At 68.8% G+C, this 12816-nt stretch carries 12 protein-coding genes; 7 read left to right on the top strand and 5 right to left on the bottom strand.

Annotation, left to right across the window (positions count from 1 at the left end; all coding sequences use genetic code 11):
• Positions 1–100: 100 nt before the first annotated feature.
• Positions 101–1318, bottom strand: coding sequence for a quinolinate synthase NadA (gene nadA, locus ABT004_RS27175; RefSeq protein WP_351341914.1), 1218 nt, complete (start codon positions 1316–1318; stop codon positions 101–103).
• A 238-nt stretch (positions 1319–1556) separates the two neighbouring features.
• Between nadA and ABT004_RS27170 the strand changes: the two genes are divergently transcribed.
• Complete coding sequence (locus ABT004_RS27170) at positions 1557–1913, top strand: HesB/IscA family protein (protein ID WP_351341912.1); 357 nt, start codon at positions 1557–1559, stop codon at positions 1911–1913.
• 68 nt (positions 1914–1981) lie between these two features.
• Here ABT004_RS27170 and ABT004_RS27165 read toward each other — a convergent pair whose 3' ends face one another.
• Positions 1982–3472: a hypothetical protein gene (locus ABT004_RS27165; protein ID WP_351341910.1), complete on the bottom strand. Its 1491-nt coding sequence runs from the start codon at positions 3470–3472 to the stop codon at positions 1982–1984.
• 91 nt (positions 3473–3563) lie between these two features.
• On the bottom strand, positions 3564–3773 hold the full coding sequence (locus ABT004_RS27160; RefSeq protein WP_351341908.1) for a hypothetical protein: 210 nt from the start codon (positions 3771–3773) through the stop codon (positions 3564–3566).
• 133 nt (positions 3774–3906) lie between these two features.
• Between ABT004_RS27160 and ABT004_RS27155 the strand changes: the two genes are divergently transcribed.
• Positions 3907–4881: a carbohydrate kinase family protein gene (locus ABT004_RS27155; protein WP_351341906.1), complete on the top strand. Its 975-nt coding sequence runs from the start codon at positions 3907–3909 to the stop codon at positions 4879–4881.
• Positions 4882–4984: 103 nt separating this feature from the next.
• On the opposite strand, the gene ABT004_RS27150 is transcribed toward ABT004_RS27155, so the two are convergent.
• Positions 4985–6364 carry a cysteine desulfurase/sulfurtransferase TusA family protein gene (locus tag ABT004_RS27150; protein WP_351341904.1) on the bottom strand — a complete coding sequence of 460 codons (1380 nt, stop codon included), beginning with the start codon at positions 6362–6364 and terminating at the stop codon, positions 4985–4987.
• Between the two features lie 645 nt (positions 6365–7009).
• On the opposite strand from ABT004_RS27150, the gene ctaC reads away from it, so the two are divergent.
• The 4 genes from ctaC (at position 7010) to ABT004_RS27130 (ending at position 11483) form a co-directional block, all read left to right on the top strand.
• Entirely contained in the window at positions 7010–7969 is a 960-nt protein-coding gene (ctaC, locus tag ABT004_RS27145) for an aa3-type cytochrome oxidase subunit II (RefSeq protein ID WP_326024159.1), read from the top strand.
• The gene (gene ctaD, locus ABT004_RS27140; RefSeq protein WP_351341901.1) at positions 7966–9696 is read left to right on the top strand and encodes an aa3-type cytochrome oxidase subunit I; all 1731 of its coding nucleotides are present in this window, start codon (positions 7966–7968) and stop codon (positions 9694–9696) included. Before ctaC ends, ctaD begins: the two co-directional genes overlap by 4 nt.
• A complete protein-coding gene (locus tag ABT004_RS27135; RefSeq protein ID WP_351341900.1) occupies positions 9693–10091 on the top strand; it encodes a cytochrome c oxidase subunit 4 in 399 nt (132 codons plus the stop codon). Before ctaD ends, ABT004_RS27135 begins: the two co-directional genes overlap by 4 nt.
• 135 nt (positions 10092–10226) lie before the next feature.
• A complete protein-coding gene (locus tag ABT004_RS27130) occupies positions 10227–11483 on the top strand; it encodes a L,D-transpeptidase (RefSeq protein WP_351341898.1) in 1257 nt (418 codons plus the stop codon).
• Positions 11484–11583: 100 nt separating this feature from the next.
• On the opposite strand, the gene ABT004_RS27125 is transcribed toward ABT004_RS27130, so the two are convergent.
• Positions 11584–11985 carry a DNA-binding transcriptional response regulator gene (locus ABT004_RS27125; RefSeq protein WP_351341896.1) on the bottom strand — a complete coding sequence of 134 codons (402 nt, stop codon included), beginning with the start codon at positions 11983–11985 and terminating at the stop codon, positions 11584–11586.
• A 184-nt stretch (positions 11986–12169) separates the two neighbouring features.
• Between ABT004_RS27125 and ctaE the strand changes: the two genes are divergently transcribed.
• A complete protein-coding gene (gene ctaE, locus ABT004_RS27120) occupies positions 12170–12790 on the top strand; it encodes an aa3-type cytochrome oxidase subunit III (protein WP_326014682.1) in 621 nt (206 codons plus the stop codon).
• Positions 12791–12816 lie beyond the last annotated feature (26 nt).

The raw sequence follows: 12816 nt of genomic DNA, 5'->3' as shown, positions 1-12816 counted from the left end.
GAGGCCGCAACGCCGGAGGGGCTTGACGTCTCGGGGCTCCGCCCCGGACCCCGCTGCTCAATCGCCGCAGGGGCTTGATTGGCCCACCCGCCCAAGGCGGCTACGGCAGCGCCAGCATTCGCTCGAGGGCGAGCCTCGCGAATCGTTCGGTTTCGCGGTCGACCTCGATCCGGTTGACCAACTGCCCGTCCGCCAAGGACTCCAGCGTCCAGACCAGGTGCGGAAGGTCGATCCGGTTCATGGTCGAGCAGAAGCAGACCGTCTTGTCGAGGAAGACGATCTCCTTGTCCTCGGCGGCGAACCGGTTCGCGAGCCGGCGTACAAGGTTCAGCTCCGTGCCGATCGCCCACTTCGACCCGGCGGGCGCCGCTTCCAGCGCCTTGATGATGTACTCCGTCGACCCGACGTGGTCCGCCGCGGCCACGACCTCGTTCTTGCACTCGGGGTGCACGAGGACATTGACGCCGGGTATGCGCGCCCGCACGTCCTCCACCGACTCCAGCGAGAAGCGCCCGTGCACGGAGCAGTGCCCGCGCCACAGGATCATCTTCGCGGCCCGCAGCTCCTCGACGCTCAGGCCGCCGTTCGGCTTGTGCGGGTTGTAGACGACGCAGTCGTCGAGCGACATGCCGAGGTCGCGCACCGCGGTGTTCCGCCCGAGGTGCTGGTCGGGCAGGAAGAGGACCTGGGTCGGCCCGGGGGTGCCCTGCTCGAACGCCCAGTTCAACGCCCGCTCGGCATTGCTGGACGTACAGATCGTGCCGCCGTGCTTGCCCGTGAACGCCTTGATGTCCGCGGAGGAGTTCATGTACGAGACGGGGATCACGGAGTCGGCGATGCCGGCCTCGGTCAGCGCGTCCCAGCACTCGGCGACCTGCTCGGCCGTCGCCATGTCCGCCATGGAGCAGCCGGCGGCGAGGTCCGGCAGGACCACCTTCTGGTCGTCCCCGGTCAGGATGTCGGCCGACTCGGCCATGAAATGCACACCGCAGAACACGATGTACTCGGCCTCGGGCCGGGCCGCCGCGTCCCGGGCCAGCTTGAAGGAGTCCCCGGTGACGTCGGCGAACTGGATGACCTCGTCGCGCTGGTAGTGGTGTCCGAGCACGAACACCTTGTCTCCGAGCCTTTCCTTGGCCGCGCGCGCCCGCTCCACCAGGTCCGGGTCGGACGGCGAGGGCAGGTCGCCGGGGCACTCCACACCGCGCTCGCTGCGCGGGTCGGCCTCGCGGCCGAGCAGCAGGAGCGCCAGAGGCGTGGGAGAAACGTCCAGGTCAACGGGGGCCTGGGGGGACTGGGCCGTGGTCACGTCACGCACCCTTTCTTCGCTCTGCTCGACTTTTCGTCGATTTGACGTTATCTATCATACGTGCTTCACGTCAGTTTGACGACGGCAATGTCGTCGATGTGACGCAATCCGCCGGGCCCACGCCGTGCCCCGCCCTTGCGCGGTGTGCGAGCATGAAGAGAAGAAGTGCGAAACCCGGAATGGATCCGGGCCTTTGCCGGTTGCAATGGTCGGCAAGCAGTCTCCGAACAACCCGGGAGAGATGTAGATGTCCGTATCGGACGAGACCACCACCGTCAGCGACGGCATCCAGCTCAGCGACGAAGCGGCATCGAAGGTCAAGGCGCTGCTCGACCAGGAAGGCCGTGACGACCTGGCCCTGCGTGTGGCGGTTCAGCCCGGCGGCTGCTCCGGCCTGCGCTACCAGCTCTTCTTCGACGAGCGCTCGCTCGACGGTGACGTCGTCAAGGACTTCGGTGGCGTGAAGGTCGTCACCGACCGCATGTCGGCCCCGTACCTGGGCGGCGCCTCCATCGACTTCGTCGACACCATCGAGAAGCAGGGCTTCACGATCGACAACCCGAACGCGACGGGCTCCTGCGCCTGTGGCGACTCGTTCAGCTAAGCCGTACAGCTGTAAAGCGCGAAGGGGCGGCCCCACTGGGGCCGCCCCTTCGGCATTGCTCCGGGCGCTCAGCCGCGGGGCGCGGGCTCGACCCCGCCGGGAGCGTTCTTCTGCGCGTGCGGCACGGCGGCTCCGCCGGCCGCCGCCGCCACCTTCCGCTCACCCAGCGGCGCGTCCAGCGTCACCGGCAACGTATAGAACTTCGCCATCTGGACGCAGACGGTGCCCTTCTTCTTTGTCTCGGTGACCTTGACGCTCACCCGGCCCCCGGACTCCTCCGCCGACGCCGCGTACTTCGCGCACACGCCGCCCGTGAAGTGCAGGGTCAGGGTCCTGCCCTTGGCGCTGTAGCCCTGGACGTGCACGGCGCGGGTGTCGCCGCCCGCCTTCCCGGAGGGGGCGGAGGGCTCCGAGGGGAACGGCTTCGAACTCCGCGGCGCCGCAAGGTACTTGGGCTCCACCGCCGGATACGTCACCGTGAACGCGGCGTCCGACCCGGTGGGCCGCACCTCGAACAGCCACGAAGGCACCAGCGCCTGCCGCCCCTCGACGGTGTGTGCGGCGAGCCCGAACGTCGCATCGGTGACGTCGACCGTCGACGGCTTCGGCGGCGCGGACGCGCAGTCCTCGTTCTTGCCTTCGCCCAGCGGCACCGGACTCGCGCACCCGCCGATGGAGACCCGGCCCCCGGCCGCCGCCCCGTTCATCCGCTCAAGTGCTTCGCGCGCCCCCACCGTCGGGTACGTGTCGCCCTTGGCCGGAGCCTTCAACCGGCCGCTGCCGCCCACCACTTGACCGTCCGAGCCGACCTGGATCCCGGTCGACCAGCCGTACGTCGGCAGCCCGCCGACCGCAGGGTCGGCGTTCACCACGCGGGTGGCGCCCATGAGTTGCCCGGCATCCAGCTTGGCGTCGTCCTGGCCGAGGGCCTTCAGGACCGGCGCGGCGGCCCGCTTCGCGGCGGCCTCGCTCACCGCGTCCTCGGCGCCGCCCCCGCCCGTCGGATCCGCGCACTTCGTCCCGCCGGCGCACTTGCCGCCGGTGGACGGCGCGTACCTGGAGTACGTCCAGGTCCCCGGCGCCTCCAGGCCCACCTGCAACGAGGGACCCGAACCGTCCTTGGCAGGACCCACCTTCCAGGCATCACCGGACCGCTGCGGCTTCCCCTGTACGTCGAGGGCCTCGGCGAGCGCGCCGGCCTCGGCGGCGCTCACCTCGCCGCGGGTCCGGTAGGCGGGCGCCTTCCCGGGGCCCGCCGGGAGGTCGCCGGTCGCCTTGTAACGGGTGCCGTTCGGGTCGGGCTCGCCGGGCGCGATGCCGGGCGGCGCCGTGCCGGAAGAGGGGGAGGCGTCCGAGTAGCCGTCCAGGGCGAGCGGCGGGGGAGTGCCCGCACCGGGGCCGCCGGTCCGGCCCCGGCCCTCGTCGTCGGACCCGCCCATCGCGTTCGCCGTCAGATACGCGCCGCCGCCACCGGCCAGGAGGACGGCCGCCGCGACCGACACGACAGCCGCCGTGCGCCGTCGCCGGAGCCGGTCCCGCGTCCGCTCTTCGCCGCTCACCGCATCGCTCCTTCTCACCGGGGACACCGGTTGCTCACCGGGACACCGATGGGACGGGGCGCGCGGACGTGCGGTTCCCTTCCGGAAACCGTCAGTCGCCGAAACCGGCCATGGAGTCGATCAGCCGCGCGGACGACTCGGGCACGACGACCCCGTGGATCCCCGCGGGCCTGGGTGCGGGGCCGTGCCGCTCAACCTCCCACGGCGCGGGCGTAGTCACCCAGTGCGGAAGCATCCGGACGCAGTCGCCGCGCAACGCCGCGAGCCCGTCCTCGGTCATGACTGACACGTCGTAGGTCATGACGGCACGGTAGCCCTGAGGTGACATCCGAAGAAAGAGCCGCTATCAGGCATTTTGCATACTTCAGCCCGCGCGCTCCGAGCGGGTAGCGTGAAGCGTCAATCCCTCCCCTCGCAGGAAGCGATCTCACGCCGTGCGAATCGCAGTCACCGGCTCCATCGCCACCGACCACCTGATGACCTTCCCCGGCCGTTTCGCCGACCAGCTCGTCGCGGACCAGTTGCACACGGTCTCCCTCTCCTTCCTCGTCGACGCCCTCGACGTACGCCGTGGAGGTGTCGGTCCCAACATCGCCTTCGGAATGGGGCAGCTCGGCACGGGCCCGATCCTGGTCGGCGCCGCCGGCTCGGACTTCGAGGACTACCGCGCGTGGCTCGACCGCCATGGCGTGGACACGGAGTCCGTCCGGATCTCCGAGACCCTGCAGACGGCCCGCTTCGTGTGCACCACGGACGCCGACCACAACCAGATCGGCTCCTTCTACACGGGGGCCATGAGCGAGGCGCGGCTCATCGAGCTGAAGACCGTCGCGGACCGGGTCGACGGCCTCGACCTCGTCCTCATCGGCGCGGACGACCCGGAGGCGATGCTCCGTCACACGGAGGAGTGCCGAAGCCGGTCGATCCCGTTCGCCGCCGACTTCTCGCAGCAGATCGCGCGCATGGACGGCGAGGAGATCCGGACGCTCCTCGAAGGCGCCACGTACCTCTTCTCCAACGAGTACGAGAAGGGCCTCATCGAGTCCAAGACCGGCTGGACCGACGCCGAGATCCTCGGCAAGGTCGGCCACCGCGTCACCACGCTCGGCGCGCGCGGTGTGCGCATCGAGAAGTCCGGCGAGGAACCGCTCGAGGTCGGCGTCCCGGAGGAGGAGGCCAAGGTCGACCCGACCGGTGTCGGCGACGCGTTCCGCGCGGGCTTCCTGTCCGGCCTCGCCTGGGGCGTCTCGCACGAGCGTGCGGCGCAGGTCGGGTGCATGCTCGCGACGCTGGTCATCGAGACGCTCGGTACGCAGGAGTACGAGCTGCGGCGGGCGCCGTTCATGGACCGGTTCCGTAAGCAGTACGGGGACGCTGCCGCTTTGGAGGTGGAGGGGCACCTGGGCTGAGGCGCGCCCCGGTGCAGGCCGCGGCCGTGGCTGCTCTTTCGATGAGCGGCGCGGCCGCGGCTTCTTTGTGGCTGGGTTTTGCGCAGTTCCCCGCGCCCCTCGGTTACCCGTTCTTGCGCACTACGTATGTGGCGCCCCCATCGGGACGTGGTTCTACTCCCACGTATTCGTGGCCCTGCGTGTGGCACCAGGCGGGGATGTCGATCGCGGCCACCTCGTCGTCGGCGAGGACGGTGACGGTGCCGCCCACACGTACGCCGGTGATGGCCCGGCCCAGCTCGATCACCGGCTGGGGGCACGTCAGGCCCAGCGCGTCGACGGTCACCGACTCCTCCGTGCCCCCCGCGCCCGCGACCGGCGCGCCCAGCTTCTCCCGTACCTCGCCCACGACACCCGGCAGCACGTCGAGGAAGCGCTCGACCTCGTCGGCCTCCACGCCCATGGGCAGCGACACCCGTACGTTCCCCTCGCTCACCACGCCCATCGCGCGCAGCACATGGCTGGGCGTCAGGGTGCTGCTCGTGCACGACGAACCGGATGACACGGAGAAGCCGGCGCGGTCGAGCCCGTGCAGCAGGCTCTCCCCGTCGACGTACAGACAGGAGAACGTCACCAGGTGCGGCAGCCGGCGCACCGGATCCCCGACGACCTCCACGTCCGGCACCAGCTCGGGCACCCGGGTCCGGATCCGCTCCGTCAACTCCTTGAGCCGCGCCGCCTCCTCGGCGGCCTCCGCCCGCACGGCCCGCAGCGACGCGGCCGCGGCCACGATGCCCGGAATGTTCTCGAAGCCGGCGGCCCGCCCCGACTCCCGCTCGTCGGCGGGCCCTTGCGGGGCGAACCGCGTCCCCTTCCGTACGGCGAGCAGGCCGACCCCGGCCGGGCCGCCCCACTTATGGGCGCTCCCGACGAGCACGGACCAGTCGCCGGGCACCGGCCCCCAGGCCAGGGACTGCGCGGCATCGACGAGCAGCGGCACCCCGGCCGCCCGGCACGCCGAGGCCACCTCCTCCACCGGCTGCTCGGTCCCCACCTCGTGGTTGGCGGACTGCAGGCAGGCCAGCGCGGTGTCCTCGCGGAGCGCGGCACGGAACGCCTCGGCGGAGACGCCTCCTTCGCGCCCCACGCCGACCTGTGTCACCGACCCGCCGAGGGCCTCGTGTGCCGCGGCCGAATGGAGCACGGAAGAATGTTCGACAGATGACACGACCAGGTGCTTTCCGGCGCGCCGCCGCCCGGCGAGCGCCCCCGCGATCCCGTCGTGCACGGCGCGCGTCCCGGACGACGTGAACACGAGCTCATCGGGCCGACACGCCACCGCCTCGGCGGCTGCCTCCCGCGCGGCGTCGAGCAGCAGCCGAGCCCGCCGCCCTTCCCGGTACAAACGGGACGGATCGGCCCACCCCTCATCAAGCGAGGCCTGCAACGCCTGCCGGGCGACGGGATGAAGGGGAGCGGACGAGGCCACATCAAAGTACGACACGCCGCAACGCTAAGCGCCGCCAGCCCGCCCCCGCCAACAACTCCGCCACGGGGCGCCCTTCAGAGCCGCGGGCCTGTGACATCAGCGGCTCCGCCGCGGCGCGCCACTCACCGGGGTGGCCGGGCCCCGCCTCCCAAAGGGGCGCGGGGAACTGCGCAACCCCAGCCACGCCGGATCGCCACTCACCGGGGTGGCCGGGCCCCGCCTCCCATAGGGGCGCGGGGAACTGCGCAACCCCAGCCACGCCGGATCGCCACCCGCCGGGATGGCCGGGCCCCGCCTCCCAAAGGGGCACGGGGAACTGCGCAACCCCAGCGACGGCGGACCGCCACCCGCGGGCCCGCCCAACCCCGCCCGCCCGAGGCGCCCGCCACGTTGCCCGCCCGAGGCGCCCACCACCCCGCCGCCCGCGGCGCCCCACCCCGACCCACCGTCAGAAACCCACAAACGCGCCGCGATCCCACCCTTCGGAGTGACCCGCGGCGCGTTAGGCACCCTCCCCGCGCGACCCCAAATAGCGTCCAGTAGGGTTTGGTCCGCATAAACATCCAAACCCCTGCCCGTGTGCCAGGGCGGCGAGCGACCAGCGAGATGGCGGCCGTAGCCAACCAAAGAGCGCGGGCGAGACTCTCGGGAAGGCGCTACGTGAGTCCCAACGGCTCCGACCGCTCGTCGCGGCGCCCGATGCGGCGGAAGCTGCCGCAGGTGCTGACTGCGGGCCTGATCCTGGTAACCGCTACCGGTTGCACATACAAGGACTTCCCTCGTCTTGGTATGCCCACCCCGGTGACGGAGGAGGCCCCTAGGATCCTCTCCCTCTGGCAGGGCTCGTGGGCGGCAGCGCTCGCCACGGGCGTGCTGGTGTGGGGTCTGATCCTGTGGAGTGTCATCTTCCACCGGCGCAGCCGCACCAAGATCGAGGTTCCAACTCAGACGCGGTACAACATGCCGCTCGAGGCGCTGTACACGGTTGTTCCGCTGATCATCGTGTCGGTCCTCTTCTACTTCACCGCGCGCGACGAGTCGAAGCTTCTGAAGCTCGAAGACAAGCCCGCGCACACCGTCAACGTGGTCGGCTACCAGTGGAGCTGGGGCTTCAACTACGTCGAGAACGTGCCGGGTGTCGACGGTGACGCCAAGACCTCCAAGGAGCTCTCGGCGATCCCGAAGCGCTTCAAGGAGGACTTCCCGGCGAACGCCGGTGGGGTCTACGAGGTCGGTACCCCTGGCGAGCGGAACCCGCAGACCAACAACCCCGGCCCGACCCTCTGGCTCCCCAAGGGCGAGAAGGTCCGCTTCGTTCTGACTTCGCGTGACGTCATCCACTCCTTCTGGGTGGTGCCGTTCCTGATGAAGCAGGACGTCATTCCGGGCCACACCAACTCCTTCGAGGTGACCCCCAACAAGGAGGGGACCTTCCTGGGCAAGTGCGCCGAGCTCTGCGGCGTCGACCACTCCAGGATGCTGTTCAACGTGAAGGTCGTCTCTCCTGAGCGTTACCAGCAGCACCTCAAGGACCTCGCCAAGAAGGGGCAGACCGGTTACGTCCCGGCTGGCATCGCCCAGACGGACCACGAGAAGGACCGGGAGACGAAGAACCTGTGAGCATCCTCAACGAACCCCAGGGTGCCGCGGCAGCAAGCGACTCGTACGAGAACGAGCTGCCGGCCCGCCCCAAGAGCCCCGGCGCGACGGTGATCAAGTGGCTCACCACCACTGACCACAAGACCATCGGCACGCTGTATCTGGTCACGTCGTTCGCGTTCTTCTGCATCGGCGGCGTCATGGCGCTGTTCATGCGCGCCGAACTCGCTCGCCCCGGCACGCAGATCATGTCGAACGAGCAGTTCAACCAGGCGTTCACGATGCACGGCACGATCATGCTGCTGATGTTCGCGACGCCGCTGTTCTCCGGCTTCGCGAACTGGATCATGCCGCTCCAGATCGGCGCCCCCGACGTCGCGTTCCCGCGACTGAACATGTTCGCCTACTGGCTGTACCTGTTCGGCTCGCTGATCGCGGTGGGTGGCTTCCTCACCCCGCAGGGCGCCGCCGACTTCGGCTGGTTCGCCTACAGCCCGCTGTCGGACGCCGTCCGCTCGCCGGGCATCGGCGCCGACATGTGGATCATGGGTCTGGCCTTCTCCGGCTTCGGCACGATCCTCGGTTCGGTCAACTTCATCACCACGATCATCTGCATGCGCGCTCCTGGCATGACGATGTTCCGCATGCCGATCTTCGTGTGGAACGTGCTGCTGACCGGTGTGCTGGTCCTGCTGGCCTTCCCGGTCCTCGCGGCCGCGCTGTTCGCCCTGGAGGCGGACCGCAAGTTCGGTGCGCATGTATTCGACGCCAGTAATGGCGGCGCATTGCTATGGCAACACCTCTTCTGGTTCTTCGGTCACCCAGAGGTGTACATCATCGCCCTACCATTCTTCGGGATTATTTCCGAAGTGATCCCAGTGTTCTCGCGCAAGCCGATGTTCGGCTACTCCGGCCTCATCGGCGCGACGATCGCGATCGCCGGTCTCTCCGTGACGGTGTGGGCGCACCACATGTACGTCACCGGCGGTGTGTTGCTTCCGTTCTTCTCCTTCATGACGTTCCTGATCGCCGTGCCAACAGGCGTGAAGTTCTTCAACTGGATCGGAACGATGTGGAAGGGCTCGTTGTCCTTCGAGACACCGATGCTCTGGACGATCGGCTTCCTGATCACCTTCACCTTCGGTGGTCTGACCGGCGTCATCCTCGCGGCCCCGCCGCTGGACTTCCACGTCTCGGACTCGTACTTCGTGGTGGCGCACTTCCACTACGTGGTGTTCGGCACCGTCGTCTTCGCGATGTTCGCCGGCTTCCACTTCTGGTGGCCGAAGATGACCGGCAAGATGCTCGACGAGCGGCTCGGCAAGATCACCTTCTGGACGCTGTTCATCGGCTTCCACGGCACGTTCCTGGTGCAGCACTGGCTGGGCGTCGAGGGCATGCCGCGTCGTTACGCGGACTACCTCGCGGCCGACGGCTTCACCGCGCTGAACACGATCTCGACGATCAGCTCGTTCCTGCTCGGCCTGTCGATCCTGCCGTTCTTCTACAACGTCTGGAAGACGGCCAAGTACGGCAAGAAGGTCGAGGTCGACGACCCGTGGGGCTACGGCCGTTCGCTCGAGTGGGCGACGTCCTGCCCGCCGCCGCGGCACAACTTCCTCACCCTGCCGCGCATTCGCTCGGAATCCCCGGCGTTCGACCTCCACCACCCGGAGATCGCCGCCCTGGACCAGCTTGAGAACGCCGCACACGGCGACAAGGCCCTTGCTAAGGAGGCCGGCAAGTGAAGGTCCAAGGCAAGATGTTCATCTGGCTGAGCCTCTTCGTCCTGATCATGGCCGGTGTCTACGGCGTGTGGTCGAAGGAGCCGGCCGGTACGACGGCACTCTTCCTGGCGTTCGGCCTGTGCATCATGATCGGCTACTACCTGGCCTTCACGGCCCGGCGTGCCGACACCGGTGCCCAGGACAACAAGGAGGCCGACGTCGCGGACGACGCCGGCGAGGTGGGCTTCTTCAGCCCGCACTCCTGGCAGCCGCTCTCGCTGGCGGTCGGCGGCGCGCTCGCGTTCCTGGCCGTGGCGATCGGCTGGTGGCTGCTGTACTTCTCGGCCCCCCTGCTGCTGTTCGGCCTGTGGGGCTGGGTCTTCGAGTACTACCGCGGCGAGAACCAGAACCAGTGAGCCTCGGCTGACCGGGGACTGAACTCCCGTACCCGAAGGGCCCGGACACTCCTGATGGAGCGTCCGGGCCCTTCGACATGCCCCGTGCGGCTCACTCGCCGCGCTGGACGCGCGGAACCTTCTTACGGTGAGTTCATGAACCACTCACCGCGTATCCGTACGGTTCTGGGCTGCACCGTGCTGGTGGCCGCACTCGGTGCGGGCACAGCGGCATGCGGCAACTCCTCCCACCCGCTCTCCGCCGAGCCGTATGACGCGGCGAGCCAGATCTCCTTCAACGGCCCCGTGGGCAGCGCCAAGAAGGCGGACCCGGACAAGCCGCTGGAAGTCACCGCGCAGGGCGACGAGTCCCGCATCACCGACGTCACCGCCCAGGACGCCATGGGCCGCCATGTCGCGGGCGAACTCTCCGCCGACGGCGCGAGGTGGCACACCACCGCCCCGCTGACCGCGGACACCCACTACACGGTCCGGGTGAGCACCGAGGACGAGGACGGCGAACCCGGCCGCAAGGTCCTTGGCTTCGACACGGGTCACCCGGCCAAGGAGAAGGCCCTCAAGGTCACGTTCGGCCCGCAGAAGGGCACCTACGGCGTCGGACAGCCCCTCACCGCCGAACTCAACAAGCCCGTCCGGGACGAGAAGTCCCGCGCGCTGGTGGAGCGTTCCCTGAAGGTCGACTCCAAGCCGGCCGTGGACGGCTCCTGGTACTGGGTGGACAGCACCGAACTCCACTATCGGCCCAAGGGCTACTGGCCCACACAGGCGAAAATCACGGCCAGCAGCAGGCTGGCGGGCGTGAAGATCCGGGACGGGCTGTGGGGCGGCGGCTCCAAGCCGCTGACCATCAGTACGGGTGACCGCATCGTGGCCGTCACCGACGCCTCCTCGCACTCCATGACGGTCTACCGCAACGGCAAGGAGATCAACTCCATGCCGGTCACCACCGGCAAGGCCGGCTTCGAGACCCGTAACGGCGTCAAGGTGGTGCTCGGCAAGGAGTACTACGTACGGATGCGGGGCGAGACGATCGGCATCTCCGAGGGCTCCTCGGACTCGTACGACCTGCCCGTGTACTACGCGACCCGCGTCACGTGGAGCGGCGAGTACGTGCACGCCGCGCCCTGGTCCGTCGGCTCACAGGGCTCCGCGAACGTCAGCCACGGCTGCACCGGCATGAGCACCAGCAACGCCGCCTGGTTCTACGACACCGTGCGCCAGGGCGACATCGTGAAGGTCGTCAACAGCTACGGCTCGGAGATGGACCCGTTCGGCAACGGGTTCGGCGACTGGAACGTCAGCTGGAAGAAGTGGAAGGCGGGCAGCGCCCTCGCTCCGAAGGCCGACAAGCCCGACCCGGCCCTCCAGGCACGGCTCAGCCCCGAGGTCTGAGGCCGCCCGGCAGGTTCGGCGCTGTGATGTCCGACTCCCGTACGCCATCGGTGTACGGGAGTCGGTGCGTGCGGGCGCCGGTCGGTCTGTGCGGGGCGACTCAGGCGTCGACAGCGAGCCGGGAGCGCAGCAGGGAGGCCAGCGCCGCGGCGAACTCCACGGGCTCCACAGGGAGCGTCACAGCCGCCTCGGCGCGGCTCCACGTCGCCAGCCACGCGTCCTGCGGGCGGCCGATCAGGAGCAGCACCGGCGGGCAGTGGAAGATCTCGTCCTTGATCTGCCGGCACACGCCCATCCCGCCCGCGGGAGCGGCCTCGCCGTCCAGGACGCAGACGTCGATCCCGCCCCTGTCCAGCTCCTTCAGGACGGCCGGAAGTGTCGCGCATTCGATGAACTGGACCTCGGGGGCGTCGGACGCGGGCCGTCGGCCTGTCGCGAGGCGCACCTGCTCGCGCGTGTTGGCGTCGTCGCTGTAGACCAGAACCGTCGCGGTCGACTGCATCGTTCCTCCGAGGCGTTGTCGGTCGGTGGAGCCCAAGAACGTAACTGCGGCGGAGCCTACTCCTCCCGACACCCCGTCAACACCGGTTCGCACGCGGCTCCGATGGGCCATATGGGCTGGACACACCACCCAGACACTCCGAACGGCACCCCCCGGAGTGAGGGCGAGATAAGCGACCGACATAATGTCGGTCGTGGCGACAGCAACGACAGTAGAAACCGGGCACGCGCACCCGTCGGTCAATCGACCGAACCTCACCAGCGTCGGAACCATCATCTGGCTGAGTTCCGAGCTGATGTTCTTCGCGGCCCTCTTCGCGATGTACTTCACCCTGCGATCGGTGACCGGACCGGATCACTGGAAGGAAATGGCGCATGCGCTGAATCTTCCGTTCTCCGCGACGAACACCACGATCCTGGTGCTCTCCTCCCTCACGTGCCAGATGGGCGTGTTCGCCGCTGAGCGCGGCGACGTGAAGAAGCTCCGGTCGTGGTTCATCGTCACCTTCATCATGGGTGCGATCTTCATCGGCGGTCAGGTCTACGAGTACACCGAGCTGGTCAAGAAGGATGGGCTCTCGCTCTCCTCCGACCCGTACGGCTCGGTGTTCTACCTGACCACCGGCTTCCACGGCATGCACGTGACAGGTGGCCTCATCGCCTTCCTGTTCGTCCTCGGCAGGACGTACGCGGCCCGGAGGTTCACCCACCATCAGGCGACGGCCGCCATCGTCGTGTCGTATTACTGGCACTTCGTGGACGTCGTCTGGATCGGCCTCTTTGCCACGATCTACCTGATCAAGTAGCTCGACGATCACAGCATCGGGCGAAG

This window comes from Streptomyces sp. NPDC002790, from assembly GCF_040295505.1.
Classification (GTDB): domain Bacteria; phylum Actinomycetota; class Actinomycetes; order Streptomycetales; family Streptomycetaceae; genus Streptomyces.
Note: the sequence above shows the minus strand (reverse complement) of the source record. Positions and strands in the feature narration are given on the sequence as shown.